The organism is Pseudomonas sp. NPDC088890, assembly GCF_044900155.1.
Taxonomy (GTDB): domain Bacteria; phylum Pseudomonadota; class Gammaproteobacteria; order Pseudomonadales; family Pseudomonadaceae; genus Aquipseudomonas; species Aquipseudomonas urmiensis.
Window position 1 is genome coordinate 22599 of sequence record NZ_JBJDNG010000005.1, and the last position, 25394, is coordinate 47992.

General features: G+C 63.0%; 28 protein-coding genes. 17 read left to right on the forward strand and 11 right to left on the reverse strand.

What is annotated here, in order from left to right; translation table 11 throughout:
• Window positions 1–4 precede the first annotated feature (4 nt).
• From dapF to ACI2JX_RS12545, 3 genes are read right to left on the reverse strand one after another with little or no spacing between them, the layout of a single operon-like run.
• The gene (gene dapF, locus ACI2JX_RS12535; protein WP_392463798.1) at window positions 5–835 is read right to left on the reverse strand and encodes a diaminopimelate epimerase; all 831 of its coding nucleotides are present in this window, start codon (window positions 833–835) and stop codon (window positions 5–7) included.
• Window positions 836–839: 4 nt separating this feature from the next.
• Window positions 840–2087 (reverse strand): diaminopimelate decarboxylase, encoded by a 1248-nt coding sequence (gene lysA / locus ACI2JX_RS12540; protein WP_186552949.1) that lies wholly within the window; start codon window positions 2085–2087, stop codon window positions 840–842.
• Between the two features lie 9 nt (window positions 2088–2096).
• Window positions 2097–2300, reverse strand: a complete 204-nt coding sequence (locus tag ACI2JX_RS12545) for a lipoprotein (protein WP_264233899.1) — start codon at window positions 2298–2300, stop codon at window positions 2097–2099.
• A gap of 188 nt (window positions 2301–2488) precedes the next feature.
• Between ACI2JX_RS12545 and cyaY the strand changes: the two genes are divergently transcribed.
• The 3 genes from cyaY (at window position 2489) to rnk (ending at window position 3581) form a co-directional block, all read left to right on the forward strand.
• Window positions 2489–2821 (forward strand): iron donor protein CyaY, encoded by a 333-nt coding sequence (cyaY, locus tag ACI2JX_RS12550; RefSeq protein WP_264233897.1) that lies wholly within the window; start codon window positions 2489–2491, stop codon window positions 2819–2821.
• Between the two features lies 1 nt (window position 2822).
• Complete coding sequence (locus ACI2JX_RS12555; RefSeq protein ID WP_264233895.1) at window positions 2823–3035, forward strand: DUF1289 domain-containing protein; 213 nt, start codon at window positions 2823–2825, stop codon at window positions 3033–3035.
• 135 nt (window positions 3036–3170) lie between these two features.
• Complete coding sequence (gene rnk, locus ACI2JX_RS12560) at window positions 3171–3581, forward strand: nucleoside diphosphate kinase regulator (RefSeq protein ID WP_404690187.1); 411 nt, start codon at window positions 3171–3173, stop codon at window positions 3579–3581.
• Window positions 3582–3657: 76 nt separating this feature from the next.
• Here rnk and ACI2JX_RS12565 read toward each other — a convergent pair whose 3' ends face one another.
• The 3 genes from ACI2JX_RS12565 to ACI2JX_RS12575 all read right to left on the reverse strand — a co-directional run bounded on the left by ACI2JX_RS12565 (window position 3658) and on the right by ACI2JX_RS12575 (window position 7314).
• Window positions 3658–6522 carry a class I adenylate cyclase gene (locus ACI2JX_RS12565; RefSeq protein ID WP_404690188.1) on the reverse strand — a complete coding sequence of 955 codons (2865 nt, stop codon included), beginning with the start codon at window positions 6520–6522 and terminating at the stop codon, window positions 3658–3660.
• Window positions 6523–6696: 174 nt separating this feature from the next.
• Entirely contained in the window at window positions 6697–6942 is a 246-nt protein-coding gene (locus ACI2JX_RS12570) for a TIGR02647 family protein (RefSeq protein ID WP_404690189.1), read from the reverse strand.
• A 72-nt stretch (window positions 6943–7014) separates the two neighbouring features.
• Window positions 7015–7314 carry a hypothetical protein gene (locus tag ACI2JX_RS12575; RefSeq protein ID WP_186552941.1) on the reverse strand — a complete coding sequence of 100 codons (300 nt, stop codon included), beginning with the start codon at window positions 7312–7314 and terminating at the stop codon, window positions 7015–7017.
• Between the two features lie 145 nt (window positions 7315–7459).
• Between ACI2JX_RS12575 and ACI2JX_RS12580 the strand changes: the two genes are divergently transcribed.
• Complete coding sequence (locus ACI2JX_RS12580; RefSeq protein ID WP_404690190.1) at window positions 7460–8119, forward strand: glutathione S-transferase; 660 nt, start codon at window positions 7460–7462, stop codon at window positions 8117–8119.
• A 234-nt stretch (window positions 8120–8353) separates the two neighbouring features.
• Here ACI2JX_RS12580 and argH read toward each other — a convergent pair whose 3' ends face one another.
• Window positions 8354–9748 (reverse strand): argininosuccinate lyase, encoded by a 1395-nt coding sequence (gene argH, locus ACI2JX_RS12585; protein ID WP_264233885.1) that lies wholly within the window; start codon window positions 9746–9748, stop codon window positions 8354–8356.
• A gap of 311 nt (window positions 9749–10059) precedes the next feature.
• On the opposite strand from argH, the gene ACI2JX_RS12590 reads away from it, so the two are divergent.
• From ACI2JX_RS12590 to rsd, 7 genes are all read left to right on the forward strand, one after another.
• A complete protein-coding gene (locus tag ACI2JX_RS12590; protein ID WP_264233883.1) occupies window positions 10060–10809 on the forward strand; it encodes a LytTR family DNA-binding domain-containing protein in 750 nt (249 codons plus the stop codon).
• 135 nt (window positions 10810–10944) lie between these two features.
• The gene (hemC, locus tag ACI2JX_RS12595) at window positions 10945–11886 is read left to right on the forward strand and encodes a hydroxymethylbilane synthase (protein ID WP_404690191.1); all 942 of its coding nucleotides are present in this window, start codon (window positions 10945–10947) and stop codon (window positions 11884–11886) included.
• Entirely contained in the window at window positions 11883–12650 is a 768-nt protein-coding gene (locus ACI2JX_RS12600; RefSeq protein ID WP_368971596.1) for a uroporphyrinogen-III synthase, read from the forward strand. Before hemC ends, ACI2JX_RS12600 begins: the two co-directional genes overlap by 4 nt.
• Window positions 12651–12695: 45 nt before the next feature.
• Complete coding sequence (locus ACI2JX_RS12605) at window positions 12696–13796, forward strand: uroporphyrinogen-III C-methyltransferase (RefSeq protein WP_264233877.1); 1101 nt, start codon at window positions 12696–12698, stop codon at window positions 13794–13796.
• Window positions 13793–15031 carry a heme biosynthesis protein HemY gene (locus ACI2JX_RS12610; RefSeq protein ID WP_368971597.1) on the forward strand — a complete coding sequence of 413 codons (1239 nt, stop codon included), beginning with the start codon at window positions 13793–13795 and terminating at the stop codon, window positions 15029–15031. The genes ACI2JX_RS12605 and ACI2JX_RS12610 overlap by 4 nt, the downstream gene beginning before the upstream one ends.
• Window positions 15032–15255: 224 nt before the next feature.
• A complete protein-coding gene (locus tag ACI2JX_RS12615; RefSeq protein ID WP_264233873.1) occupies window positions 15256–15762 on the forward strand; it encodes a disulfide bond formation protein B in 507 nt (168 codons plus the stop codon).
• Window positions 15763–15992: 230 nt separating this feature from the next.
• Window positions 15993–16463, forward strand: coding sequence for a sigma D regulator (gene rsd / locus ACI2JX_RS12620; protein WP_186552934.1), 471 nt, complete (start codon window positions 15993–15995; stop codon window positions 16461–16463).
• A gap of 9 nt (window positions 16464–16472) precedes the next feature.
• Here rsd and ACI2JX_RS12625 read toward each other — a convergent pair whose 3' ends face one another.
• On the reverse strand, window positions 16473–17138 hold the full coding sequence (locus ACI2JX_RS12625; protein WP_404690192.1) for an FKBP-type peptidyl-prolyl cis-trans isomerase: 666 nt from the start codon (window positions 17136–17138) through the stop codon (window positions 16473–16475).
• Between the two features lie 223 nt (window positions 17139–17361).
• Here ACI2JX_RS12625 and ACI2JX_RS12630 point away from each other — a divergent pair, with 223 nt between their 5' ends.
• Entirely contained in the window at window positions 17362–18525 is a 1164-nt protein-coding gene (locus ACI2JX_RS12630; RefSeq protein ID WP_404690193.1) for an AlgP family protein, read from the forward strand.
• Here ACI2JX_RS12630 and ACI2JX_RS12635 read toward each other — a convergent pair.
• On the reverse strand, window positions 18501–18983 hold the full coding sequence (locus ACI2JX_RS12635) for a TIGR02444 family protein (RefSeq protein ID WP_392463787.1): 483 nt from the start codon (window positions 18981–18983) through the stop codon (window positions 18501–18503). The two genes, ACI2JX_RS12630 and ACI2JX_RS12635, sit on opposite strands and share 25 nt — an antisense overlap.
• A 50-nt stretch (window positions 18984–19033) precedes the next feature.
• Here ACI2JX_RS12635 and ACI2JX_RS12640 point away from each other — a divergent pair, with 50 nt between their 5' ends.
• The 3 genes from ACI2JX_RS12640 (at window position 19034) to ACI2JX_RS12650 (ending at window position 22262) form a co-directional block, all read left to right on the forward strand.
• Window positions 19034–20944 carry an ATP-binding cassette domain-containing protein gene (locus tag ACI2JX_RS12640; protein WP_404690194.1) on the forward strand — a complete coding sequence of 637 codons (1911 nt, stop codon included), beginning with the start codon at window positions 19034–19036 and terminating at the stop codon, window positions 20942–20944.
• The gene (locus ACI2JX_RS12645) at window positions 20944–21531 is read left to right on the forward strand and encodes a mechanosensitive ion channel family protein (RefSeq protein ID WP_264233861.1); all 588 of its coding nucleotides are present in this window, start codon (window positions 20944–20946) and stop codon (window positions 21529–21531) included. Before ACI2JX_RS12640 ends, ACI2JX_RS12645 begins: the two co-directional genes overlap by 1 nt.
• A 98-nt stretch (window positions 21532–21629) precedes the next feature.
• Window positions 21630–22262 (forward strand): LysE family transporter, encoded by a 633-nt coding sequence (locus ACI2JX_RS12650; protein WP_186552928.1) that lies wholly within the window; start codon window positions 21630–21632, stop codon window positions 22260–22262.
• 29 nt (window positions 22263–22291) lie between these two features.
• On the opposite strand, the gene ACI2JX_RS12655 is transcribed toward ACI2JX_RS12650, so the two are convergent.
• Both ACI2JX_RS12655 and ACI2JX_RS12660 read right to left on the reverse strand, forming a co-directional pair.
• On the reverse strand, window positions 22292–23047 hold the full coding sequence (locus ACI2JX_RS12655) for a slipin family protein (protein WP_368971603.1): 756 nt from the start codon (window positions 23045–23047) through the stop codon (window positions 22292–22294).
• A 2-nt stretch (window positions 23048–23049) separates the two neighbouring features.
• A complete protein-coding gene (locus ACI2JX_RS12660; RefSeq protein ID WP_404690195.1) occupies window positions 23050–24411 on the reverse strand; it encodes a nodulation protein NfeD in 1362 nt (453 codons plus the stop codon).
• 177 nt (window positions 24412–24588) lie between these two features.
• Here ACI2JX_RS12660 and ACI2JX_RS12665 point away from each other — a divergent pair, with 177 nt between their 5' ends.
• Together ACI2JX_RS12665 and ACI2JX_RS12670 are read left to right on the forward strand one after the other, a co-directional pair.
• Complete coding sequence (locus tag ACI2JX_RS12665) at window positions 24589–25047, forward strand: aminoacyl-tRNA deacylase (RefSeq protein WP_186552925.1); 459 nt, start codon at window positions 24589–24591, stop codon at window positions 25045–25047.
• Between the two features lie 61 nt (window positions 25048–25108).
• Window positions 25109–25351: a DUF2789 domain-containing protein gene (locus ACI2JX_RS12670; protein WP_264233857.1), complete on the forward strand. Its 243-nt coding sequence runs from the start codon at window positions 25109–25111 to the stop codon at window positions 25349–25351.
• The last annotated feature ends 43 nt before the right edge of the window (window positions 25352–25394 follow it).

A 25394-nucleotide genomic window follows, 5' to 3' on the forward strand; every position in this document is an offset into this window, starting at 1 on the left:
TCGCTTAGAGACGAACCTGTCCTTCGTAGACACGTACGGCCGGGCCGGTCATCAACACCGGTTGGCCTGGGCCAGCCCATTCGATGCTCAGGCGTCCGCCTGGCAGATCGATGGACACCGGTGAATCCATCCAGCCCTGGCTGATGGCGGCCACCGCAGCGGCGCAGGCGCCGGTACCGCAGGCCTGGGTTTCGCCGGCGCCGCGTTCCCAAACCCGCAGGTTGGCGCGGTGACGGTCGATGACCTGGATGAAGCCGGCGTTGACCCGTTGTGGGAAGCGCGGGTGGTTTTCGATCTTCGGGCCCAGCGCGTGTACGGGCGCGGTGTGCACGTCGTCGACGCGCAGTACCGAATGTGGGTTACCCATCGAGACGGCGGCGATCGAATAGCTCTGGCCGTCGATTTCCAGCGGATAGCTCAGGGCCTGTTCGGGCGCCTCGAACGGAATATCCACCGGATTGAGCCGTGGCGGCCCCATGTCGACACAAATCTGCCCGTCGTTGCGCACGTCCAGCTCGATGATGCCGCCTTTGGTTTCGACGCGGATCAGTTTTTTCGCGGTCAGGCGCTTGTCCAGCACGAAGCGCGCAAAGCAGCGCGCGCCGTTGCCGCACTGCTCGACCTCGGAACCGTCGGCGTTGAAGATCCGGTAGCGGAAATCCACGTCGGGATTGTTCGGCGCCTCGACGATCAGCAGCTGGTCGAAACCGATGCCGGTGTGCCGATCACCCCATTGCTTGGCGTGCTTGGGCTGGATGTGCGCGTGCTGGCTGACCAGGTCGAGGACCATGAAGTCGTTGCCCAGGCCGTGCATCTTGGTGAAACGCAGCAGCATGGTTTCACTCCGGCAGCAGGCTTTCGCCAGCGAACAGTTCAGCAATGGTCTCGCGGCGACGTACCTCGAAGGCCTGGTCAGCGTCGACCAGCACCTCGGCGCAGCGGCCACGGGTGTTGTAGTTCGAGCTCATGACAAAACCATAGGCGCCCGCCGACTCGACGGCCAGCAGATCGCCTTCGGCCAAGTTCAGCACGCGGTCCTTGGCGAGGAAGTCGCCGGTCTCGCAGATCGGCCCGACCAGGTCGTAGGCACGGCCTTCGCCGTCACGCGGCTGGACCGCGCTGACGCCCATCCAGGCCTGGTACAGGGCTGGGCGGATCAGGTCGTTCATCGCCGCATCGACGATGGCGAAATCTTTGTGTTCAGTGTGCTTGAGGTATTCGACGCGGGTCAGCAGGACGCCGGCGTTGGCCACGATGTAGCGGCCTGGTTCGAACACCAGGGCCAGGTCACGGTCGCCGACGCGTTCGCGGATGGCCTTGACGTAGTCGCCGGCCAGCGGTGGCTCTTCGTCGCGATAACGCACGCCGACGCCGCCGCCCAGGTCCAGGTGGCGCAGCAGGATGCCGCACTCACCGAGGCGGTCGATCAACGCCAGCAGGCGGTCGAGGGCATCGAGGAACGGCTCCAGGGTGGTCAGCTGCGAACCGATATGGCAGTCGACGCCGACCACTTCCAGGTTCGGCAGCTGCGCGGCGCGCACGTAGACTTCTTCGGCATCGGCGATGGCGATACCGAACTTGTTTTCCTTGAGGCCGGTGGAGATGTACGGGTGGGTACCGGCATCGACGTCCGGGTTGACCCGCAGCGAGACCGGGGCAACCTTGCCCATCTCGGCGGCCACCACTTGCAGGCGCTCCAGCTCATCGGTGGATTCGACGTTGAAGCAGTGCACGCCGACTTCCAGGGCGCGACGCATGTCTTCGCGGGTCTTGCCGACACCGGAGAACACCACGCGGTCAGCCCGACCGCCAGCGGCCAATACCCGCTCCAGCTCACCGCCAGAGACGATATCGAAGCCTGCGCCCAAGCGGGCCAGCAGGTTCAGCACGCCGAGGTTGGAGTTGGCCTTGACCGCGAAGCACACCAGGTGCTCGACGCCTTGCAGGGCATCGGTGTAGCTGCGGTATTGCGCCTCGATGTGAGCGCGCGAGTAAACGTAGGTCGGCGTACCGAACCGTTCGGCGATGGCCGAGAGGGCCACGCCTTCCGCGAACAGCTGGCCGTCGCGGTAGTTGAAAGCGTCCATTGGATTTCCTTACTGCGCTGGCTGCTGCTCGGGTTCTTGCTCTGGCTGCGGCGCTGGCTGCTGCGAGGGCTGAGCGTGCTGGTGCTGGTGCGATTTGTTGGCTTTGCCGTTCTTGCCGTCTTCCGGCAGGTACAGGGGGCCCTTCTGACCGCAGGCCGAAACGAGGCAGGCAACCGCGACCAGCGCCGCGAGGGAGGAAATCAGGCGCTTCATTGGTGAAATCCTTGAAATATGCAGTATTGCGCCCGAGTATACCGAGCGCCTGCCTGATTGCCTATGCAAGGGCCGGTCCGCCTGGCGGGCGCGGGCCTGCCTCGAGATTGGGTTATCCTTTGCATTCGCCGGCCAGCGTCCGTATCGTGCCCCGCTTGCCGTAAGCAGCCAATTTCGAGGTTTGTGTAATGAGTTTGAGCGAAGCGCGTTTCCACGATCTGGTCGACGCGACCCAACAGGCCCTGGAAGACCTGTTCGATGAAACCGACCTGGACCTGGACATGGAAAACTCCGCCGGCGTGCTGACCATCAAGTTCGACAACGGCAGCCAGCTGATCTTCAGCCGCCAGGAGCCGCTGCGCCAACTGTGGCTGGCTGACAAGTCCGGGGGCTTCCACTTCGACTACGACGAAGAAAGCAAGAAGTGGGTCTGCGAGAAAAGTGAGGAGCTGCTCGGCGAAATGCTCGAACGCATCGTTTGGGAGCGGGTCGGCGAGAAGCTGGACTTCGACGAGATCTGAGATGAGCGAGCAGCCGCGGCCACCCAAGCCGCTCTACAGTAATGTCAGCACCGCGGTGAAGTCGCCGTGCATCAGCGTTTGTCGGTTGGATGAGCAGCGGGTGTGCACCGGTTGCCACCGCCATGTCGAGCATATCCGCGAATGGCGCTCGGCCGACGACGAACGGCGCCGGCAGATTTGCCGCGAAGCCGAGGCCCAGCGCGCCCGGGCTTGAGTATTTACCCGGCTGTGATACTGTCGGGCTCTGCGTCGGTGCTGCCGAAAGCATTCACAAACCCCGCCCTTGGGCGGGGTTTTGCTTTATCTGCCCACCACAATTTGCCTGATGAACAAGGAGTCTGACTGGATCATGAGCACCAAACCTTCCCTCATCCTCACCCGATTGGACGTGCAACGTCTCGAGCGTCTGATCGACAGCCTCGATGAAAACACGCCAGGTGTGGAGGCCTTGATGGCCGAGCTTGACCGCGCCGACAAGGTGGTCGGTCACGAGGAGGTCCCGGCTGGGGTGGTGACCATGAATTCGCGCGTGCACTGCCGTGAAGAAGCCAGTGGCAAGGACTACCACCTGACCCTGGTGTATCCGAAAGACGCGGGGCCCGAAGGCAAAGTCTCGATCCTTGCGCCCATTGGCTGCGCGCTGCTGGGGCTGTCGGTGGGCGACCAGATCGATTGGCCGGCGCCGGCTGGCAAGACCCTCAAACTCAAGCTGCTTGAGGTTGAGTACCAGCCGGAAGCGGCTGGCGACTTCGATCTTTGAAAACGACGTGACTTCATAGCCGGGTAAGCCCGCTCCTCCAGGGCTGTCGGAGTGGGCTTGTGCCGCGATGGGGCAGTCAGGGCTCCAGTGACGCCTGCAATTGCGCCAGGCCTGCATTCAACGCCTGCTCCAGTTCGCTTTTGTAGCGCAGGTAGAGGCAGGTCGACCCCTGCTCATCGGCTAGCAATTCGGACAGATCCAAATCGGTGATATAGCAGCGATAACTGCCGGCACTACGACGCTGTCCGAGGATCTGCCGTGCGACCACGGCATACAACTGGTCGCCATGATCCAGTTGCGAGAACTCCTGCTGGTCGCAATAAAGCGTGATATGCACTGCGTCGCCAATACCAGCCTGGACAATCGCCTGGACCTCGTAATAGGGCTGGACGATGCCGTCGGTTGGCGCCGGACGCGGCTCGAGGCTGCGGACCTTTCCTGATCCCGAGGGCAGTAACTGGTAGTAGTCGATCTGCAATGACGCTTGCTGCAGGCTGTCCAGCGGCAATCTGGCATCGCGTCGCATCACCACCGAGCGCAGGAAGCGCTGCAGCGGCAGCAGCAGGTGGGTTTCATCATCCAGCGGCAGGCGCTGTTGCCACAGCGCATTGTATTCATCCAGCACATACAGGTCGGCCCAGCCCTCGAGCAGACGGTAGAACACCTGGATGCACTGCGGCTGGCCGAGCTCAAGAATCCGCGGCAGGTCGTGGTCCTGCAGGGCATTGGCATCCAGGTGCAAGGGGCTGTACTGGCCGCGTTCCTCGCCCAGGTAGCTGAGCACGTCTTCATGGTTGGCCAGGGTGGCCAAGGTGACATGCCCAGGCAGCAGCTCCAATACGTGGGTGTCTTGGGCAATCTGCACCAAGTAGCGGTGGTTCAAGTTTTGATCGAGCAGCAGTTGCGCGGTGTCGAACAGTTCCTCGACCCGCTGCGCGATTGCCTGGGCGCGGTTATGGCAGAAGCAGCGCGCCCGCACTCGCGGGCGATGACTGCGCTGGCCCAGGCTGTTGAGGAAGTCGCGTAGACAGCGCATCAGGGCATGCTCGCCGTCATAGCGCTGCACCAGCACTTCGTTCCAGCTGTTGAGGGTGATCTGGTCGAGGCTGAGTACCAGGTTCTCACGCACGCCGGCATAACTCAGCGAGTCGGTCCGTTCGGTGGTCATCAGGATGTTCAGGTCGCGGTGATGACGCAGGGGGTCCAGGCCAACGTTGACCAGCAGGAGGATCTCGTCGGCCACGCTTGGTTGCAGCAGACGCACCTCGCTGACTGGCTCCAGCGGCAGGGCGATGCTCTGCTGCAAGCTGCCCAGCAGGTTGAACAGCTCGAACTCGCTCAAGTCACTGACGCCGGGGTGCAGAGCGAGCCGCGTGCTGCTGTCGATCACGCCATTGCGGTGCGCCCAGGTCAGCAGCTCGAGCAGTTCGCGGCAGCGCTTGATCGGGCTGAAATGCTCCCACTCGTGCACGCCCAGATTGCCGTTGTATAGGCCCCAGTGGTGGGTGCCTGGCTCCTTGCGGTTGGGTGATTGCACCAGGGTCAGGGTGTCTTCAGCCAGATCCGGGGCGATCCCAGGGTTGATCACTTCGATCTTGCCGGCACGGCGCTCGAACGCCGCGTACAGTCTGCGCCCGAGCACATTGAGGTCGCGTTGGTCGGCGCGGCTGCTGGCGTTCTGCTCGCGGGCGAGCTGGCTGAGGAAGCGGTAGCTGTGGTTGAGCTCGGCGACCAGCTCCCGGCGCTCGACCGCGACCTGGCGCACCTTCCACTGGCTGCGGCTGTCGAGCAGGGCCAATTGGCGTTCATCCCAGCCCCATTCCTCGACCAGTCGGGCGAGCAAGCGCCGCTGCCAGTCGCCATTGCGCGAACGGCCAAGGCCGCTGAGTTTCTTGTTGATCTTCAGGTACAGGCTGCGGCGCACCAGCTCCAGGCGCTGCGGGTCACCGCGCCGCTGCAGGTATTGCTCGATGCGGCGATAGACCATCACGTAAGGGTCGAGCGCATCGAGGTCGAGCTGGTTGGCGAACACCGCCTGTTTGTAATCCAGGCTCAGGCAGCGCACGGCTGGCTGTTCGCTGGCATAGACCTCAGTCAGCAGTAACTTGAGCAGCGATTTGTACGGTGAGTCGATGCCCTTGAACAGCTGCCACAGGCCGGCTCCGACAAACTCGCCTGCCGGGATGTGCGCCAGGTGGCCAAGGTCCAGATCGTGGTCGGCGCGAATGAACCGTTTGGACAGCAGGGTTTGCGTGTACGCCTGGTAATTGTGCTCTTCATACACGGGTACCAACCACCACAGCGGGGTGCGCCCGGCCAGCCAGATCGCGGTGCGATAGAACTCGTCGAGCAATAGATAATGCTGGGTGGTGCCGCAGTCATCGGAGCTGAGCTGGCTGTCGCGCTCGCCTTGGACGAAGTTCTGCGGGTCGATCAGGAAAAAGTGCGCCTCGGTGCCCAGGCTCATCGCCCAGGCTTCAAGCAGCTGACATTTGCGTCTGAGCTCCGCCAGTGCGCCCTCACCAAGGTCCGGGGCGTGGCAGACCCAGAGGTCCATGTCGCTGTGTTCGGCTTGGGCCAGGGTGCCCAGGCTGCCCATCAGGAACAGACCGTGAATGGGCCGTGGCGCATTGCCCAGGCGCGGCTTGTGGGTGAACGAGCGGGCCAGGCGCTGGGCTTCGGCAACCCGCTCGGGCTCAGGCTCGAAGCCTGACACACCGGCGGGGGTGTTGCCGCTGACATACCCCGGTAGCAGGGGGTGGTTGACGTGGAACAATAGCGGCAACAGCGTGAGCACCTGCTGCTGGCGTGTCGACAGGCCGTCCATCGCCCGTTCCAGCCGGCCGTTATTGATGAGCAGAAAGCGCGCGCGCAATTTCGCCAGCACCTTGCGGTCGATGCCTTCATCCAGATCGGGGCGAATTTCGTGGGGGTGGTTCATTGCGCACTCAGGGTCAGGCCGGGGCTGTGGCGAGTTTAGCCTGAGCGGGGGAGTCGGATAAGGGCTATGTGAATTTTTGGCGTCAGATTTCTAGCGTGGCTGTAGGCCTCTTCGCGGGCAAGCCCGCGCCTACTTGTAGGGGAGGGGGCTTGGCCGCGAACAGGATTACACAAATCAGGCGGTCTCTGCGCTTTTCAGAATGATCAGCAGTGACTGGACATGCTCAGCCGCATCACGTCCCAGGCTGGTCAGATAACCACCATCGGGCTGGTCGGTCAGTTCCTTTACGTGCAGGCGCTTGGCGGCGGCGATCAGCGCGGGGGAAGCGTTATTGTGGACTTGGATGCCTTCCTGGCTGCTGTCCAGATTGAACAGGGCAAGGACTTCCAGTTCAGCGATCAGCTCGGGGGTAAGGGACATGGCGACTCCTGACTTCCAGACAAGGATGTGGCACCGCAATGGGTGCCTGAGCGTGGAGTGTAGTCAGACTTTTTACTGGTCGCCTTGATCCGCCTCAGGTGGCAGCTCCGGCAGTGCCCGCAAGGCGTTTTCGTACCACTCGGTATTGAACGGGCGATCTTCGTCGAGCAGGGCGTCAATCTCGATGGCCAACACGTGAGCCATCAGGTTGAGGATGTCTTCGCGCTCGTAGCCGACCAGGGTCAGCTTGTTGAAGGTGGCCTTGGCGGCGGGGGGCTCGCCACTTTCAATCTGGTTTTCGATGGCCTGGGTCAGGGTGGCCTCGGCGAAGGCTTCTTCTTCATCAGTATCGATGTCGCGGGGTTCGCTCATGGCGGTGCTCCTGTAGTGAAGTGCACAGTTTGCCATGCTCGCGCAGGCAATGCCCGGCCATCGACGCGGTGCATGACGCTGGTCATGGCGAGGGGTTGCGGCTATAACACCGGGGCCATCCCCACACGGCCTGGAGGCTGTATCAATGCTCAAGCTTCACGGATTTTCGGTCAGTAACTACTACAACATGGTCAAGCTGGCCTTGCTGGAGAAGGGCCTGCCGTTCGAGGAGGTGACCTTCTATGGCGGGCAAACACCCCAGGCCCTGGCTATCAGCCCACGTGGCAAGGTGCCGACGCTGGAGACTGAACATGGCTTTATCAGTGAAACCAGTGTGATCCTCGACTATATCGAGCAGACCCAACCTGGCAAGCCGCTGCTCCCAGCCGATGCCTTCGGCCAGGCCAAGGTGCGCGAGCTGCTCAAGGAGATCGAGTTGTATATCGAACTTCCCGCGCGTACCTGCTACGCCGAGGCGTTCTTTGGCCAGGCGGTCGAGCCGCTGGTCAAGGAAAAGGCGCGTGCCGAGCTGATTGCCGGGTTTGCCACGCTCAAGCGTAATGGCAAGTTCGCCCCGTATGTTGCTGGCGAGCAGTTGACCCTCGCCGACCTGATGTTCTGTTTCTCGGTCGATTTGGCCTGTGCGGTGGGCAAGAAGGTGTTGAACCTGGACTTGCTGGAAGACTTCCCGCAGGCCAAGGCGCTGCTGGCGCTGATGGGGGATAACCCGCACATGGCGACGATTGTCGCGGATAAAGCAGCGGCGATGCCGGGCTTCCTGGAGATGATCAGCAAGAAGCGCTGATCTTTAGGTCAGTGAGTTGGCTGCAGTGGGCCGCTTTGCGGCCCTTCGCGAGCAAGCTCGCTCCCACAGGGATTGCGTCGATTGTGGGCTGCGCGCAGCCCCTGTGAAAGGGACCGCGTCGATTGTGGATTCTGCGCAGCCCCTGCGAAAAGGGCCGCGTCGACTACGGATTCAGCGCAGTCCCTGTGGGAGCGGGCTTGCCCGCGAACGAGGGCGAAGCCCTCGCAAGGAAGCTTATCGCGCAGCCAGCAACGCCTTGCCGCGCACTACAGCCGCACGCACCTGCGCCGGTGCAGTCCCGCCGATGTGATTACGCGCATTGACCGAGCCTTCCAGGGTCAACACGGCAAATACATCCTGCTCGATCTGATCGCTGAACTGGCGCAACTCGTCCAGGCTCATCTCGGCCAAGTCTTTACCGGTATCGACACCGTACTTCACCGCATGGCCAACGATCTCGTGGCAATCACGGAACGGCAGGCCGCGGCGTACCAGGTAATCGGCCAGGTCGGTCGCGGTGGAGAAACCACGCAGCGCCGCTTCACGCATGACCGCGTGACGTGGCTTGATCGCCGGGATCATGTCGGCAAAGGCGCGCAGCGAGTCGCGCAGGGTATCGGCGGCGTCGAACAGCGGCTCTTTGTCTTCCTGGTTGTCCTTGTTGTAGGCCAGTGGTTGGCCTTTCATCAGGGTCAGCAGGCCGGTCAGGGCGCCAAACACGCGGCCGCTCTTGCCGCGTACCAGCTCCGGTACGTCCGGGTTCTTCTTCTGCGGCATGATCGAGCTGCCGGTGCAGAAGCGATCAGGCAGGTCGATGAACTGGAACTGGGCGCTGGTCCACAGCACCAGCTCTTCGGAGAAGCGCGACAGGTGCATCATGGCAATGCTGGCGGCGGCGCAGAATTCGATGGCGAAGTCACGGTCGGAGACGCCATCGAGCGAGTTGCCGGCCACTGCTTCAAAGCCCAGCAGCTTGCAGGTCAGTTCGCGATCGATCGGGTAGGTGGTGCCGGCCAGCGCGGCGCTGCCCAGGGGCATGCGGTTGGCGCGCTTGCGGCAGTCGACCAGACGCTCGTAGTCACGGCTGAGCATCTCGAACCAGGCCAGCAGGTGGTGGCCGAAGGTGACAGGCTGCGCGGTTTGCAGGTGGGTGAAGCCCGGCATGATGGTCTCGGCCTCACGCTCGGCTTGCTCCAGCAGGCCCTGCTGCAGGCGCGTGATTTCGGCCAGGATCAGGTCGATCTCGTCACGCAGCCACAGGCGGATGTCGGTGGCCACCTGATCATTACGGCTACGGCCGGTGTGCAGCTTCTTGCCGGTGATGCCGATGCGGTCGGTCAGGCGCGCTTCGATGTTCATGTGCACGTCTTCCAGGTCGACGCGCCAGTCGAAGTTGCCGGCCTCGATTTCGCCCTGGATGGTCTTCAGGCCATCGATGATGGTGTCGCGCTCGGCGTCGCTGAGTACGCCGACCTGCGCCAACATGGTGGCGTGGGCGATCGAACCCATGATGTCGTGGCGGTACAGGCGCTTGTCGAAATCGACCGAGGCGGTGAAACGGGCGACGAAGGCGTCGACGGGCTCACTGAAGCGGCCGCCCCAGGACTGATTGGTCTTGTCGGTGCTCATGGATTCACTCGTTGAAGGCGTGAACGATAAAAAGTGGCGCCGATAATAGCAGGGTTGCGCGGGCTGCCGCAGGGCGCCGGTCGATTGAAATCGCGAGAAAACCCCAGACCCTGTCTTGCGTAAGGATATTTAGCGATTGAACGGCAGTGTTCCACGGACCGTCTACAGTTGGACAAAGGACTGGCAGTGAATCTGCCGGACTAGTGAATCTTTGGCCATTGCATCGGTCTAGAGCGTGACCGCGGTGTCGGTCGACCCACACCTGTCTACGCTATACCCGTGCGAGACTCATTCAGGAATCCAGCGCAATTATGAATGTCCTGATCGTTGATGACGAACCCCAAGCCCGCGAACGCCTAAGCCGCTTGCTAGGCGAGCTGGAGGGCTACACAGTGCTGGAGCCCAGCGCCACCAACGGCGATGAGGCTTTGGCCCTGATCGAAAGCCACAAGCCCGACGTGGTCCTGCTGGATATCGACATGCCCGGCCTTGATGGCTTGCAAGTCGCTGCACGCTTGTGCGAACGCGAAGCGCCGCCAGCTGTGGTGTTCTGCACCGCCGGCGATGAATACGACAGCGAAGCTTTCAAGGACAGTAAGCTCAGCCACGTCGCCAAGCCGATTCAGCCGCAGGCGCTGCGTGATGCCCTGCGTAAAGCCGAAAAACCCAACCGCGCCGAGTTGGCAGCGCTGACACGCCCGGCCAATGAAGGCGGTGGCAATCCGCGTAGCCATATCAGCGCGCGAACGCGCAAGGGCATCGAGTTGATCCCCCTGCCGCAAGTCATCTATTTCATCGCCGACCACAAGTACGTCACCCTGCGCCACGAGGCCGGGGAAGTATTGCTCGATGAACCGCTCAAGGCGCTTGAGGACGAGTTCGGCGAACGCTTCGTGCGGATTCACCGCAATGCGCTGGTTGCCCGCGAGCGTATCGAGCGTCTGCAGCGCACGCCGCTTGGGCATTTCCAGCTGTTCCTCAAAGGGCTGGACGGTGATGCGCTGACGGTCAGCCGCCGGCATGTGGCCGGCGTGCGCAAGATGATGCAGGGGCTGCACTGACACAACCCTGCCAGCTGCTCGCGCAGGGCAGCACTGCGCCTTTGCGGCGAGGGCCGTCGATTGCTGATCTGGGTCTGCAGGCAGACCCGGAGGAGCTGTTATCATCGACAGCATCTCTCTGTATCGGGGCGTTACATGTCCACTCGCGAAATCCGCATTGCCACCCGTAAAAGTGCCCTGGCCCTGTGGCAGGCCGAATACGTCAAAGCGCGCCTGGAACAGGCTCATCCAGGCCTGCGGGTGAGCTTGGTGCCCATGGTCAGCCGCGGCGACAAGTTGCTCGACGCGCCGCTGGCGAAAATTGGCGGCAAGGGCTTGTTCGTCAAGGAGCTGGAAACCGCGCTGCTGGACAACGAAGCCGACATCGCTGTGCATTCGATGAAAGATGTACCCATGGACTTCCCGCAAGGCCTGGGTCTGTATTGCATCTGTGAACGCGAAGACCCGCGTGATGCGTTCGTTTCCAACCGCTTCGCCAGTCTTGAAGCGCTGCCAGCGGGCAGCATCGTCGGCACCTCCAGCCTGCGTCGTCAGGCCCAACTGCTGGCGCGTCGGCCGGATCTGAAGATCCAGTTCCTGCGCGGCAACGTCAACACCCGCCTGGCCAAGCTCGATGCTGGCGAGTACGACGCCATTATCCTCGCCGCTGCCGGTTTGATTCGCCTGGGTTTTGAAGACCGTATTACTTCCAGCATCAGCGTCGACGACAGCCTGCCAGCCGGTGGCCAGGGTGCGGTAGGTATCGAATGCCGCAGCGCCGACAGTGAAATCCACGCCTTGCTGGCGCCACTGCACCACATTGATACCGCCGACCGAGTGGTGGCCGAGCGCGCGCTCAACAAACACCTCAATGGCGGCTGCCAAGTGCCGATTGCCTGCTACGCGGTGCTCGAAGGCGAGCAGCTGTGGCTGCGTGGCCTGGTGGGGCAACCGAGTGGCGGCACTTTGCTGGTCGCCGAGGCGCGTGCGCCGCGCACGCAAGCCGAAGCCTTGGGCGTGCAGGTCGCCGAAGACCTGCTGGGGCAGGGCGCCGAGGCGATCCTCAAGGAAGTCTATGGCGAGGCTGGCCATCCGTGAGCCCCTGGCGCCTGCTGCTGACCCGACCTGAAGAGGATTGTGCGGCACTGGCGCACAGCCTGGCGCTTGCCGGTATCGCCAGCAGCAGCCTGCCGTTGTTGGCGATCGAGCCAGTTGCCCTGGATGCGCCACAAACCCTGCGTCTGAGCGAGCTACAGCGCTATCAGGCTTTCATCGTGGTAAGCAAGCCGGCTGCCCGCTTATTGCTCGAACGGCTCGCCCAGACCGGCCTGCAAGCACCCCGCGAGGGCTGGTTCACGGTGGGTGAAGCGACCGCCCGCGTGCTTGAGGATGCTGGGCTTTTGGTGACTTGCCCTACTGCAGGTGACGACAGCGAGGCCTTGCTTGAGCTACCCGATCTGCGTAAGGCTACCGCCAGGGCGGATTCACGGGTCTTGATCATCCGCGGTGTCGGAGGTCGTGAACTGCTGGCAGAGCGTCTTGCTGAGCAAGGTGCTAGTGTCGATTATCTGGAACTGTATCGCCGCTGCCTGCCGCAGTACCCGCCAGGCACACTGGTACGCCAGATCGAAGCGGAACGCCTCAATGGCCTAGTGGTCAGCAGTGGGCAGGGTTTTGCACACTTGCGGCAGCTGGCAGGTGCAGATTGGCCACGTTTGGCGCATGTGCCGTTGTTCGTGCCAAGCCCGCGGGTAGCCGAGCAAGCGCGAGCGGCCGGCGCCCAACACATTGTGGATTGCCGTGGCGCCAGTGCCACGGCCTTGCTGGCAGCTGTGCAGCGCAGCGCTGCACCTGCCTCTTAAGGCGCTAAGCTCAGAGCGATGCGCCCCCATGCAAAGGATGGATACGTGAGCGAAACTGTCTTGTCCAACAACGAACAGCCCACCGCAGCCGACGCGCTGGAAACCCCAGCCGCAAAGCCCGCCAAGCGTTCAGGCAATGGCCTTGCAGTGCTGGCGTTGCTGCTCGGTGCCGCCGGGGTCGCGGTCGGGGGCTGGGGCGTCTGGCAGGTGCGACAGCTGCAGGGCAGCGAGCAAGGCCAGGGCCAGCGCCTCGAAGCGCTGAGCGAGCAGACCGCTGCCTTGCAGCAACGCGATCAACAAATCAGCGCCCAGCTGGCCAGTCTGCCGGCAGCCAGTGAGCTGGAAGACCGTCGCCGCCTGGTGGCGCAGCTGCAGGGCGATCAGCAGCGTCTGAGCCAACGCCTGGAAACCGTGCTGGGCGAGAGCCGCAAGGAATGGCGCCTGGCTGAGGCCGAACACCTGTTGCGCCTGGCGACCTTGCGCTTGTCCGCCCTGCAAGACATCACCAGTGCCAAGGCTCTGGTCGAAGGCGCTGACGAGATCCTGCGTGAACAAAGCGATCCAGGTGCCTTCGCCGCTCGCGAGCAACTGGCCCGCAGCCTGGCTACCCTCAACAGCACTGCGCAACCAGACCGCACCGGCCTGTTCCTCAAGCTGGCTGCCCAGCGCGAGCAAGTCCAGCAGCTGAGCGCCCAGTCGCCAGAGTTCGATGGCAATGCCGACGCCCTCGGCGCGCTGACCTCCGACGGCGATGGTGCCAGCCGCTGGTCGCAGTGGTGGGCAGAGATTTCCAAGTACTTCCAGATCGAATTCGACGCTGACGACAACGTCCGCCCACTGCTGGCCGGGCAGTCGCTCAATCAGTTGCGCCTGGCCCTGAGCCTGACCATCGAGCAAGCCCAGTGGGCGGCCCTCAATGGTGAGGCAAAGGTCTATACCCAGGCCCTGGACGATGCCCGCAGCGTGTTGCTGGCCAACTTCAACGCCGACAACCCGCAAAGCAAGGCCATGCTCGACAGCTTGAATGCCCTGGCCGAGCAGCCGGTCTCGGTGGTTACCCCCGATTTGAGCGAAAGCCTGGCCGCAGTGCAGGCCTACATTCAGCGCCGCCATCTGCCCACTGAAACAGAAGGGGGCAAGCCATGAAGCGGGTCTACCTGCTGGCGGTACTGGCAATCGTGGTAGCCGCAGCGTTGGGCATCGCCATTGCCAAGCACAGTGGCTACGTACTGATCGCCTATGGCAGCTTTCGCTACCAGTCTGGCTTGTGGGCCGCGTTGGGTGCGTTGGTGGGTATCGTCCTGGCGCTGTGGCTGCTGCGTTACCTGATTGGCCTGGTGTTGACCTCCAGTGGCGTGGTCAACCCTTGGTCGCGGCGCAACCGCCGTCGGCGCACGCGTATCGCTGTCGAGCAAGGCCAGCTGGATCTGGCCGAAGGCCGCTGGGCCAGCGCTCAGCGTCACCTGCATCGCGCTGCCGAGGCCGAGCGCCAGCCGCTGCTGTACTACCTCGGTGCCGCGCGGGCAGCCAACGAGCTGGGCCGCAGCGAAGACAGCGACAACCTGCTGGAGCGCGCCCTGGAGCGTCAGCCGCAAGCAGAACTGGCGATTGCCTTGACCCATGCGCAACTGCAGATGGACCGTGGTGAAGCCGATGGCGCCTTGGAAACCTTGCTGGCGATGCACGAGCGTCACCCGCACAACGGCCAGGTGCTGCGTCTGTTGCAACGATTGTATCTGCAGCGCGGCGATTGGCCGGCGCTGATTCGCCTGCTGCCCGAGCTGCGCAAGGGCAAGGTGTTGCCGGCTAGCGAGCTGGCCGAGCTGGAACAGCGGGCCTGGGGGCAAAACCTGAATCTGGCGACAACCCGAGGAGAAGACTCCCAGAGCGCGCGCCAAGCCTTGGAGCGCGCCTGGCAGCAGCTGACCTCGGCCCAGCGCCAAGAGCCGCAACTGGTCTTGGCCTATGCCGAACAGCTGCGCCAGGTGGGCGCCCAGGGTGAAGCCGAACAGGTGCTGCGCGCGGCACTCAAGCGCCAATACGAGAGCCACCTGGCCCGGCTCTACGGGCTGGTGCGCGGTGAAGACCCCGCGCGGCAGTTGCAGACCGCCGAAGGGTGGCTCAAGGACCACCCGCAAGACCCAAGCCTGCTGCTCACGCTGGGCCGCCTGAGCCTGCAGAATCGTCTTTGGGGCAAAGCCCGTGACTATCTGGAAAGCAGCCTGCGCCTGGAGCGCAATCCAGAAACCTGTGCCGAGCTTGCGCGTCTGCTCGCAGGATTAGGCGAGATCGAGCGCAGCAATCAGTTGTTCCAGGAGGGTTTGGGGTTGCTGGATGAGCGCCTGCTGGCGCTGCCGCTGCCCGAGGGCGTACGCGCCTGACCCATCCCCGGACCTGCGCAATGATGTGCAGGTCCGGGGGTACGGCGTTTATCCACAAGCATTCGGCCGGGTTACAGTACCGCCATCAGAATCTTCCTACGCAAAGATGAAACTTTTCCCGCGCATTCAGCGACTTGTCTCTACTGTAGTGCCTTGAAACAAACTGTCGCTTTCCTCTACCGTTTCAAGTCACGTCACTGACTCCCCCGGGACCTACATCGCTCATGTCGCTGGCCCGTTACCGAATTTGCTACCTGCCTGCCTTGCTCGCCTCGCTGGCGATCCTGAGCGCAACCTTCGTGCTGGAAAACAGCCTGGGCCTTGCGCCTTGTTCGCTGTGCTACAGCCAGCGCCTGCTGTTGGCACTGTACGCCATGGTCTGCTTGTGTGCAGTTGTTCACGCGCCGTCGGGGCTGGGCTGGCGCACCTATGCGCGGCTGACGCTGGCCTGCTCGGCAGGGGGCGCGCTGTTGGCGGCGCGGCATGTCTGGCTACAGGGCAGTGGTATGCCGATCGAGACCTGCCCGGCGCCTATCGGCAGGCTTTTCGAGCACTCCTGGAGCCAGGGTCTGAAGACGTTTTTGTTGGGCGGCCCGGACTGCGGCTCGCTGACCTGGAGCTTTCTTGACCTGACCCTGCCCGAATGGAGCCTGCTGGCCTTCCTGCTGCTCGCGGCGCTGCCCCTGTCGCGCCTGTTGGCGTATCGTTTCCGCACCCTCAACACGCTTTGACTTGGCGCAAGCCTGGGCCAGTTGCTCGACCAATGGCGTAATACCCAGGGATGAAACGCTTGTATGAACTTTGTCCAATGCGTACCTTGAAGGGCAGCACGTGCGGGAATAATCTCCCTGCACGGATACCGAAAAACACAACTGCTCGATGCCGCCTGCTGATGTCACCTTTGTGCCGCAGAGTTGTGGAACGAGGTGCAGCGGCATCTACCCAGAAGGGAAGAATCGCCATGCTCGATAGTTGTCAGAATGCCCAGGAACGCTGGGGCGGGGTTCACAAGCTGATTGACCGTTGGCTCCAGGAACGCGAAGAGCTGGTGCAGTCTTTCCGTGCCCTGCGCGATGCCAAGCCGGCCTTCGCCGACAAAGACAAGAACAGCGGTTTCTGCGCGGTGTTGGTCGACTATGTCTCGGCCTGGCATTTCGAAATCAGCGAACAGCTGGTCAGCGAAGCCAAGGCCTTCGGTGATCAGGGGGCCTTGGAGCTGGCTACCCAGATCAACCCGCGCATCGATGACAGCACTCAGATCGCCCTGGCGTTCAACGACCATTGTGCCAAAGGTGAGTGCACCGATCCTGAGCGATTCGCCGACAAGTTGAGCAAGCTCGGTGCCTTGCTACGTGAGCGCTTCGAACTGGAAGACTGCCTGATCGAAGTGCTGCACAACGCTCACAAGCAAGAGGATGCGGTCCAGGCCTGATGGCCCGGCTCAGTCCGCCACCGACAGCAGTTCGATCTCGAACACCAGCGGGGTGTAGGGCGCGATCAAGTCGCCCGCACCTTCGGCACCGTAGGCCTGGGCCGATGGAATCACCAGCCGCCACTTGCCGCCCGCCTTCATCTTCGGCAGTGCCACCTGCCACCCTTCGATTACCGAATCCAGGCTGAACCATTGTGGTTGCTGGTTCTGATCGAACACCGAGCCGTCCGGCAACTTCCCTACGTAGCGCACCTGCACCTTGCCGGTGGCGTTTGGCTGAGTACCAGTGCCTGCGACCAACTCGCTGTAGAGAATACCTTCGGGCAATTCGTGTACGCCTTTGCGGGCGCGTTCGTTAGCCATGAAGCGCGTTTCCACGGCCTTGAGTTGGTCCACCTGAGTCTGCTCGGAAGCGGCGTTGGCCTGCTCTTCGTGCTGCTCGAGAATGCGCTGCATGCGCGCCTTGTCGAGCTTCAGGGGTTTGTCCTGATAAGCCTGGCGCAGGCCCTCGACTAGGGCGTCGAGTTGTAGGCCGGGGACTTCCTGGCGCAGCCGTTCACCAAGGCTGGCGCCCAGGCTGTAAGCCAGGTCCTGGTCATTGGATGATGGTTTATCAGCGGCGGCGAGGGCCAAGGGCGCCATCAGGCACAGGCCAAAAACAAGATAACGAGGCACGGTCGACTCCTGCTGCGAAGAGTGGCAAGTATGCCAGCCTTGTTGTCGCCCCCGTGTAAATATCAGCAATACTTTAATGGCGAACTACACTTGCACGGAGCTGCAAGATAACAACTTTGCCCAGGCATGCAACGCGGCGCTAACAATACTGTCAACATGCCCTAGCGGCGGTAGCAGCAGAAGCATAGTATGAGCCGCAATCTCGTCAGCCAGGAGGTAAACCATGTCGGCCAAGAAGAAGCCAGTAAGTACGCCGTTGCACCTGCTCCAGCAACTTTCCGGTAGCCTGCTCGAACATCTGGAAGATGCCTGCTCGCAAGCGCTGGCGGATGCAGAGAAACTGTTGGCAAAGTTGGAAAAGCAACGTGGCAAGGCGCAGGAAAAACTGCACAACTCGCGTCTGAAATTGCAGGACGCGGCCAAGGCCGGCAAAGCCAAGGCGCAGAACAAGGCGCATAAAGCCGCGGGTGAACTTGAAGCATTGCTCGATTCACTCAAGGAGCGTCAATCGCAGACCCGTACTTATATCCAGCAACTCAAGCGTGATGCTCAGGAAAGCCTGAAACTTGCCCAGGGTGTTGGCAAAGTGCGTGAAGCAGCCGGTAAGGCCCTCGGCCAGCGTGCTGCTGCCAGCAAAGCTGTAGCCAAACCTGCTGCGACTAAGTCGGCTGCCAAGCCAGCGGTGAAAGCCACCGCCGCCAAAGCACCCGCAAAAACCGCTGCCGCTAAGCCAGCAGCCAGAACCGCAGCTAAACCCGCTGCCGCCAAGGCCCCGGCGAAAACCGCCGCAGCCAAACCTGCTGCCAAGCCGGCTGCTAAGCCAGCCGCAGCCAAGGCCCCGGCTAGAACCGCTGCCGCCAAACCAGCTGCTAAAACTGCCGCGAAACCGACAGCCGCCAAGGCCCCGGCCAAGACCGCTGCAGCCAAACCTGCTGCCAAGCCAGCCGCCAAGCCAGTAGCGGCCAAGGCGCCATCTAAAGCTGCTGCAGCGAAACCTGCAGGCAAACCAGCCGCCGCCAAAGCACCGGCCAAAACCGCTGCTGCTAAACCTGCTGCCAAGACCGCCGCGGTTAAACCAGCCGCCAAACCTGCTGCCAAGACCGCCGCGGCTAAACCAGCCGCCAAACCAGCCGCTGCCAAGGCACCCGTGAAAGCCGCTGCGAAACCCGCCGCCAAGCCTGCTGCTGCTAAAGCACCGGCCAAGCCAGCTACCACCAAACCAGCCGTAGCCAAGCCTGCCGCTGCCAAGGTCGAAAGCAAGCCAGCCGAAGCCAAGCCTGCACCGTCCGCGAGCAGCTCGGCCTCTGCGACCAACTCGGCAGCGCCAGCCTCGACCGCTTCGGCCCCGGCCAGCGCCCCAGCTCAGACGCCGTCTTCGGCTTCCTGAAGCTGCTGCGCCGCGACGCGCAGCTGATGCAGCGCGTCGTGGTCGTGACAACGGTCTGGTGCCAGCCGGGCCAACCAATCGTCCGTGGTCTCGTTCGAGCCCGCGGGCCATTGTCGCGAGCATGCTTGCAAGCGCTCCAGTAGCGTTCTCTCTGCCTGCAATTCCAAACCCTTGACCTGCTCACGCAAGGCGGCCAACTGCGGGTCGGTTTGCGCAGCGCTGCGCCATTGTTGGCGCAGGCTGCGCAGGGGCATCACCACCTCCTGCTGCCAAGTCCGGGCAAGCTCGCCCAAGGCCTGCACGCGATCGGCATCAGCGCTGACACCCTGCGCCTGCAACCAGGTTGCGCAGAGCAGCAGGCAAACGTCCGCACCCAATTGCTGAAGGCTCAGGCAGGCCTCTTCGACACCCGGCTTGGCGTACAGGGCCAGGGCGTGATTCCACAGGTCGGTGTGCATGGTTCCACTCGCGCTTGCGGCCGAGGAAGCTGGTAGACTCCGCGACCATCATGATCAGACTATCCAACCTCACTTTACAGCGTGGTCCGCAGCGCTTGCTAGATGGCGCCGAGATGACCCTGCACACCGGTCACAAAGCCGGCCTCATCGGTGCCAACGGCGCCGGCAAATCCAGCCTGTTCGCCTTGCTGCGCGGTGAGCTCACGCCCGACGGCGGCGATTGCCAGCTGCCTGGCGACTGGCGCATCGCCCACATGCGCCAGGAGGTCGACACCCTCGACCGGGTGGCGGTGGACTATGTGCTCGACGGCGACATCCGCCTGCGCCAGGTTCAGGCCGAGCTGGCGCTGGCCGAACAAGCCCATGACGGCACGGCCCTGGCCCGCTTGCACAGCGAGCTGGAGATCGCCGACGGCTATACTGCCGACGCCCGTGCGCGCAAGCTGCTGGCGGGCCTTGGCTTCAGCAACGAGCAGATGGACCGCCGCGTCGGTGACTTCTCCGGTGGCTGGCGGATGCGCCTCAACCTGGCCCAGGCGCTGATGTGCCCGTCCGACCTGCTGCTGCTCGATGAGCCGACCAACCACCTGGACCTGGATGCCATCCTCTGGCTGGAAGACTGGCTCAAGGGCTATCCAGGCACGCTGCTGCTGATTTCCCACGACCGCGACTTCCTCGATTCGGTGGTCGATCACGTGCTGCATGTCGAGCAGCGCAAGCTCAACCTCTACAAGGGCGGCTACACCGCTTTCGAGCGCACCCGTGCCGAGCGCCTGGCGCAACAGCAGCAGGCCTACGAGAAGCAGCAAGCGCAGCGCGCGCACATGGAAAAGTACATCGCCCGCTTCAAGGCCCAGGCTACCAAGGCCCGTCAGGCGCAGAGCCGGATCAAGGCGCTGGAACGCATGGAAGAGCTGTCGGCGGCGCATGTCGATTCGCCGTTCGACTTCGTTTTCCGCGAGTCGGAAAAAATCTCCAGTCCACTGCTCGACCTTTCCGAAGGGCGCCTGGGCTATGGCGACAAGGCGGTGCTGGAGAAGGTCAAGCTGCAGCTGACCCCAGGCGCCCGTATCGGCTTGCTCGGCCCGAACGGCGCCGGTAAATCGACCCTGATCAAGAACCTTGCCGGTGAGCTGCAACCCCTCGGTGGGCGGCTGGTGCGCGGCGAAAACCTGGCGGTGGGCTACTTCGCCCAGCACCAGCTCGATTCGCTGGATGACAAGGCCAGCCCGCTGTTGCACCTGCAACGCATCGCCCCAACTGAACGGGAGCAGACCCTGCGCGACTTCCTTGGCGGGTTCGACTTCCATGGCGCCCGCGCCGAGGAGCCGGTGGTGAACTTCTCCGGTGGTGAGAAGGCGCGTTTGGCGCTGGCCCTGATTGCCTGGGAGCGGCCGAACCTGCTGCTGCTCGACGAACCGACCAACCACCTCGACCTGGAAATGCGCCTGGCCTTGACCATGGCCTTGCAGGAGTTCAGTGGGGCAGTGGTGGTGGTCTCTCACGACCGGCACCTGCTCAAGAGCACCACCGACGACTTCCTGCTGGTGGCCGACGGCAAGGTCGACACCTTCGATGGCGACCTCGATGACTACAGCCGCTGGCTGATCGACTACCGCCAGCGCAACGCGCCGGTCAGTACAGCGCCGGCCAACCCGGACAAGACTGACAAAAAGGCCCAGCGCCAGGCCGCAGCCGCTTTGCGTCAGCAACTGGCCCCGCACAAGCGCGCCGCCGAGAAGCTGGAGACCGAGCTGGGCCAGGTCCACAGCCAGTTGGCCGAGATCGAGACTGCGCTCGGTGACAGCGGCTTGTACGAAGCCGCCCGCAAGGACGAGCTGCGCGACTTGCTCGCCCGCCAGAGCAAACTCAAGCAACGCGAAGCGCAGTTGGAGGAGTCCTGGATGGAGGCCTTGGAACTGCTGGAAAGCATGCAAGCCGAGCTTGAGGCGCTGTCCTGATGGAGGAGTTGCAAGGCCTGCTGCCGGGGCAATGGATGGACGCACTGTGGTTGGGTTTGCAGATTTTGCTGATCCTGGTCGCAGCGTTTGTCCTGCAACGCTTCATCGCCCGCTGCCTGAGCCGCCTGGGCGAGCGTTACCCGTTGCCACCGGAGCTGCTGGTGCCGGTGCGCGGCGGCTTGCGTTGGCTGATCATGGGCAGCGCGCTGCTGTTCGTGTTGGAGCGCATGGGCGTTTCGGCGACGGTGTTGTGGACTGCGCTGTCAGGCTTCGTCGCGGTTGCGGCGGTGGCTTTCTTCGCCATGTGGAGCGTGTTGTCCAACCTGCTGTGTGCGGTGCTGATCTTTACCGTGGGGCCGTTTCGCATTGGTGATGTGGTCGAGCTGGTCGATACCCTCGACAAACCAGGGGTAAAGGGTCGGGTGATTGCCATCAACCTGCTGTTCACGACCTTGATGGAGCTGCCCGAAGCGGGTGGGGCGCTGGTGCAGGTGCCGAACAGCCAGTTCTTCCAGAAATCGGTGCGGCGCTGGCGGGGCGCTGAGGTACCGGGTGTGGCTAAGGATGTTTCGGTTCAAGGGGACTGAAAGGCTGCCTAAACCCGTCCCTGCAAAATATCGCTGGTCATTTTTTCATCAACCTCGTAGCTTAACGTTTTGCAACATGTGCACGAGCGAGGTGTGTGATGTCGATGGAAACGTGGTTGGCCTTTTTTGCCGCGTGCTGGGTGATCAGCCTGTCGCCAGGTGCCGGGGCGATCGCCTCGATGTCCAGCGGTCTACAGTACGGTTTCTGGCGCGGTTACTGGAACGCGCTAGGCCTACAGATCGGCCTGATCGTGCAAATCGCCATCATCGCTGCCGGTGTCGGCGCGATCCTCGCCGCCTCCGCCACTGCCTTCCAAGTCATCAAATGGTTCGGCGTCGGTTACCTGGTGTACCTGGCCTACAAACAGTGGCGCGCGCTGCCGATGGACATGAGCGAAGAGTCCGGCGTGCGGCCGATTGGCAAGCCGTTGAGCCTGGTCTTTCGTGGCTTTCTGGTGAACGTCAGTAACCCCAAGGCATTGGTATTCATGCTGGCGGTGCTGCCGCAGTTCATCAACCCGCACGAGGCGCTGTTGCCGCAGTACCTGGCGATCACCGTGACCATGATCAGCGTCGATCTGCTGGTGATGGCGGGTTATACCGGGCTGGCTTCGCGGGTGCTGCGTTTGCTGCGTACGCCCAAGCAGCAGAAGCGTCTGAACCGCACCTTCGCCGGGTTGTTCCTGGGCGCTGCGACCTTCCTCGCGACCCTGCGTCGGGCGCCGCTCTGATGCAGTTTGGGGCCGCAATGCGGCCCCAGTCATGAGCGATCCCGATCCACCATTCCCTTGAGCAAATCGAGCGGCATCGGAAAGACGATGGTCGAGCTCTTGTCCCCGGCAATCGAACCCAGCGTCTGCATGTAGCGCAACTGCATCGCCCCTGGCTCCTTGCTGAGCATCTGCGCGGCCTGCATCAGCTTTTCCGACGCTTGCAGTTCACCCTCGGCGTGGATCACCTTGGCCCGCCGCTCGCGCTCGGCTTCGGCCTGGCGGGCGATAGCGCGGATCATCGATTCATTGAGGTCGACATGCTTGATCTCGACGTTGGCCACCTTGATTCCCCAGGCATCGGTCTGCGCGTCCAGCACTTGGCGAATATCCTGATTGAGCTGCTCGCGCTCGGCCAGCAGCTCGTCCAACTCGTGTTTGCCGAGCACGGCCCGCAGGGTGGTCTGGGCCAGCTGGCTGGTGGCGTTGAGAAAGTCCTCGACCTGGATGATCGCCTTCTGCGGATCGAGCACACGAAAGTACAGCACCGCGTTGACCTTGACCGAGACGTTGTCGCGGGTGATGACATCCTGTGGCGGCACGTCGAGCACCACGGTGCGTAGGTCTACCCGAACCATTTGCTGGATCACCGGGATCAGCAGGATCAGCCCCGGCCCCTTGACCTGCCAGAAGCGCCCAAGCTGGAACACCACCCCGCGCTCATATTCGCGCAGGATGCGAAACGCCGAGATCAGCAGCACGCCGATCAGCATCAGCAGCGCGCCGAAGCCTAATTGCACGAACATCGTCATTCTCCTTGCGCCGTGGGCGCAGTGGCGCTGACCTCAAGCCGCACGCCGTGGCGGGCGATCACCCGTACCGGCTGGCCGGGCTGCAGTGGCGTCGCGCATTGCACTTGCCATTGTTCGCCCTGGGCCTGTACCGAGCCGCAGAACGGGTTGTCCGCCGTGACCTGGGTCACTGTCACCAGGCTGCCGACCAAGCCGGCATCGCCGCTGACCAGCGCCCGTCGTCGTGCCCGCATGGCCATCCCCAGCACGCCACCGAGCAACAGCGCCGAGGCTAGCGCCAAGGTGACGATCAACGGCAGCGGAATGCCGTAGCCAGGGGCGTCGGTGTCCATCAGGATCACCGCGCCGACCACGAACGCGACGATGCCGCCAAAGCCGACTACGCCAAAGCTGGGCAAGAACGCCTCGGCGATCATGAACGCCAGCCCGAGCATGATCAGCGCCACCCCGGCATAGCTCACCGGTAGCAGCTGCAGGGCGTACAACGCCAGCAGCAGGCTGATGCCGCCGATCACGCCACCCACACCTGTGCCGGGGCTCATGAATTCGAACAGCAGGCCGTAGATGCCGATCATGATCAGGATCAGCGCCACGCTGGGGTTGGTGATCACTGCCAGCAGACGGGTACGCCAGTCCGGCAGGTGCTCGACCAGCGGCGCACCATTGGTTTGCAGCTGGCGCGGCTCGCCGGCGGCTTGCAGGGCCTTGCCGTCCAGTTGGCGCAGCAGGTCGGGCACATCGTTGGCCATCTGGTCGATGACCTTCAGGCGCAGCGCTTCATTGGCCGACAGGCTAACGGCCTCGCGTACCGCCTTTTCCGCCCAGTCGGCGTTGCGTCCACGTAACTGGGCCAGGCCGCGGATGTAGGCAGCAGCGTCGTTGACCTGCTTGCGGGCGAGGGTGTCCTGATAGTCTGGCGTATCGGTTTGGTCGTCCTTGCTCTCGCCTGGCTGTTTGCCGGGCATGCCGATTTGCACAGGGGTGGCGGCGCCCAGGTTGGTCCCCGGCGCCATCGCTGCCACGTGGCTGGCATAGAGGATGTAAGTGCCGGCACTGGCAGCGCGAGCGCCACCTGGGGCGACGAATGTGGCAACGGGTATGGGGCTGGCGAGGATGGCCTTGATGATCTGACGCATGGAGCTGTCCAGGCCGCCTGGTGTGTCCATGCGGATCACCACAAGCTGGGCGCCTTGTCGCTGCGCCTGGTCCAGGCCGCGTACCAGGTAATCGGCGCTGGCCGGGCCGATCGCGTCATCGATATCCAGCATCCAGATGCTGCCGCCAGCCGCAGCGTGGCCACCCGTGGCAACGCCGAGCAGCAGTAACAACAGCAAACAGCGCCAGCAGCGAGCGATCACCTGTCGTCACCTCGAGTGTCTCTATCAGTGAAGTTTAGTCGTGCCCTTCGAGGCAGGGCCTAAACTTGGAGAGGGGGCGAGGCCAGCGCTGTTCATGCGCAGGCGCTCGGGCGGCTTTGCTGCCCAATCGCGGCACAACGCCGCTCCTATAAGTGGGGGTGAAACCGGAGGTGCATCATGCGTATGGCCAAGACCCTGCAGCAGCGCCTGGACCAGGCCAACTGCGACTATGACATTGTTCCCCATCCCCATTCCGCGACCAGCCTGGAATCGGCGCGCACCGCAGGCGTACCGGCCGAGCGAGTCGCCAAGTCGGTGCTGCTCGACGACCGCCACGGCAACTACATCATGGCGGTGCTGCCGGCCAACCGGCACCTGGACATGAGCAAGGTGCGCATGACCGGCGCCTGGCAACTGACCCGCGAAAGCGGCCTGCCGACCCTGTTCGGTGATTGCGAACGCGGTGCTGTTCCGGCGTTGGGCGATGCCTATGACATAAAAATGCTGCTCGACCCGACCTTGACCCGCCAAGGTGATGTCTACCTTGAGGCAGGTGATCACGATCACCTGATCCACATGAGTATGGAGCAGTACCTCAAGCTGGTCCCGCAGGCCGAAGTGCGCGAGCTCTGCTGATGAATCTCAACCCAGTGCCGGGCGGGCGTCGTGGACGACCTTCCCGGCCAAGGAGGAACCCATGGAAGCACCGAACCATCCGTTTTCCGATCTGTTCAAGCAACTAGGGCTGGCGGACGATGCCAAGAGCATCGATCAGTTCATCACCTCTCATTCGCCGCTGAAGAACGACATCAAGCTGGTCGATGCGCCGTTCTGGACCGACTCCCAGCGCGCGTTCCTCAAGGAAAGCATCATCGAAGATGCCGATTGGGCGGTGCCGTTCGATCAACTCAACGAGGCCTTGCGTCGCCCGCGAAAATAAAGCGCCGAGCGGCACCTGATGGGTGATTTGGTCGTTGCTATGC

Excerpts from the sequence above, each read along its gene's own strand:
- dapF (WP_392463798.1), bottom strand. The coding sequence starts at position 835 with ATGCTGCTGCGTTTCACCAAGATGCACGGCCTGGGCAACGACTTCATG.
- lysA (WP_186552949.1), bottom strand. The coding sequence starts at position 2,087 with ATGGACGCTTTCAACTACCGCGACGGCCAGCTGTTCGCGGAAGGCGTG.
- ACI2JX_RS12545 (WP_264233899.1), bottom strand. The coding sequence starts at position 2,300 with ATGAAGCGCCTGATTTCCTCCCTCGCGGCGCTGGTCGCGGTTGCCTGC.
- cyaY (WP_264233897.1), top strand. The coding sequence starts at position 2,489 with ATGAGTTTGAGCGAAGCGCGTTTCCACGATCTGGTCGACGCGACCCAA.
- ACI2JX_RS12555 (WP_264233895.1), top strand. The coding sequence starts at position 2,823 with ATGAGCGAGCAGCCGCGGCCACCCAAGCCGCTCTACAGTAATGTCAGC.
- rnk (WP_404690187.1), top strand. The coding sequence starts at position 3,171 with ATGAGCACCAAACCTTCCCTCATCCTCACCCGATTGGACGTGCAACGT.
- ACI2JX_RS12565 (WP_404690188.1), bottom strand. The coding sequence starts at position 6,522 with ATGAACCACCCCCACGAAATTCGCCCCGATCTGGATGAAGGCATCGAC.
- ACI2JX_RS12570 (WP_404690189.1), bottom strand. The coding sequence starts at position 6,942 with ATGTCCCTTACCCCCGAGCTGATCGCTGAACTGGAAGTCCTTGCCCTG.
- ACI2JX_RS12575 (WP_186552941.1), bottom strand. The coding sequence starts at position 7,314 with ATGAGCGAACCCCGCGACATCGATACTGATGAAGAAGAAGCCTTCGCC.
- ACI2JX_RS12580 (WP_404690190.1), top strand. The coding sequence starts at position 7,460 with ATGCTCAAGCTTCACGGATTTTCGGTCAGTAACTACTACAACATGGTC.
- argH (WP_264233885.1), bottom strand. The coding sequence starts at position 9,748 with ATGAGCACCGACAAGACCAATCAGTCCTGGGGCGGCCGCTTCAGTGAG.
- ACI2JX_RS12590 (WP_264233883.1), top strand. The coding sequence starts at position 10,060 with ATGAATGTCCTGATCGTTGATGACGAACCCCAAGCCCGCGAACGCCTA.
- hemC (WP_404690191.1), top strand. The coding sequence starts at position 10,945 with ATGTCCACTCGCGAAATCCGCATTGCCACCCGTAAAAGTGCCCTGGCC.
- ACI2JX_RS12610 (WP_368971597.1), top strand. The coding sequence starts at position 13,793 with ATGAAGCGGGTCTACCTGCTGGCGGTACTGGCAATCGTGGTAGCCGCA.
- ACI2JX_RS12615 (WP_264233873.1), top strand. The coding sequence starts at position 15,256 with ATGTCGCTGGCCCGTTACCGAATTTGCTACCTGCCTGCCTTGCTCGCC.
- rsd (WP_186552934.1), top strand. The coding sequence starts at position 15,993 with ATGCTCGATAGTTGTCAGAATGCCCAGGAACGCTGGGGCGGGGTTCAC.
- ACI2JX_RS12630 (WP_404690193.1), top strand. The coding sequence starts at position 17,362 with ATGTCGGCCAAGAAGAAGCCAGTAAGTACGCCGTTGCACCTGCTCCAG.
- ACI2JX_RS12635 (WP_392463787.1), bottom strand. The coding sequence starts at position 18,983 with ATGCACACCGACCTGTGGAATCACGCCCTGGCCCTGTACGCCAAGCCG.
- ACI2JX_RS12640 (WP_404690194.1), top strand. The coding sequence starts at position 19,034 with ATGATCAGACTATCCAACCTCACTTTACAGCGTGGTCCGCAGCGCTTG.
- ACI2JX_RS12645 (WP_264233861.1), top strand. The coding sequence starts at position 20,944 with ATGGAGGAGTTGCAAGGCCTGCTGCCGGGGCAATGGATGGACGCACTG.
- ACI2JX_RS12650 (WP_186552928.1), top strand. The coding sequence starts at position 21,630 with ATGTCGATGGAAACGTGGTTGGCCTTTTTTGCCGCGTGCTGGGTGATC.
- ACI2JX_RS12655 (WP_368971603.1), bottom strand. The coding sequence starts at position 23,047 with ATGTTCGTGCAATTAGGCTTCGGCGCGCTGCTGATGCTGATCGGCGTG.
- ACI2JX_RS12665 (WP_186552925.1), top strand. The coding sequence starts at position 24,589 with ATGCGTATGGCCAAGACCCTGCAGCAGCGCCTGGACCAGGCCAACTGC.
- ACI2JX_RS12670 (WP_264233857.1), top strand. The coding sequence starts at position 25,109 with ATGGAAGCACCGAACCATCCGTTTTCCGATCTGTTCAAGCAACTAGGG.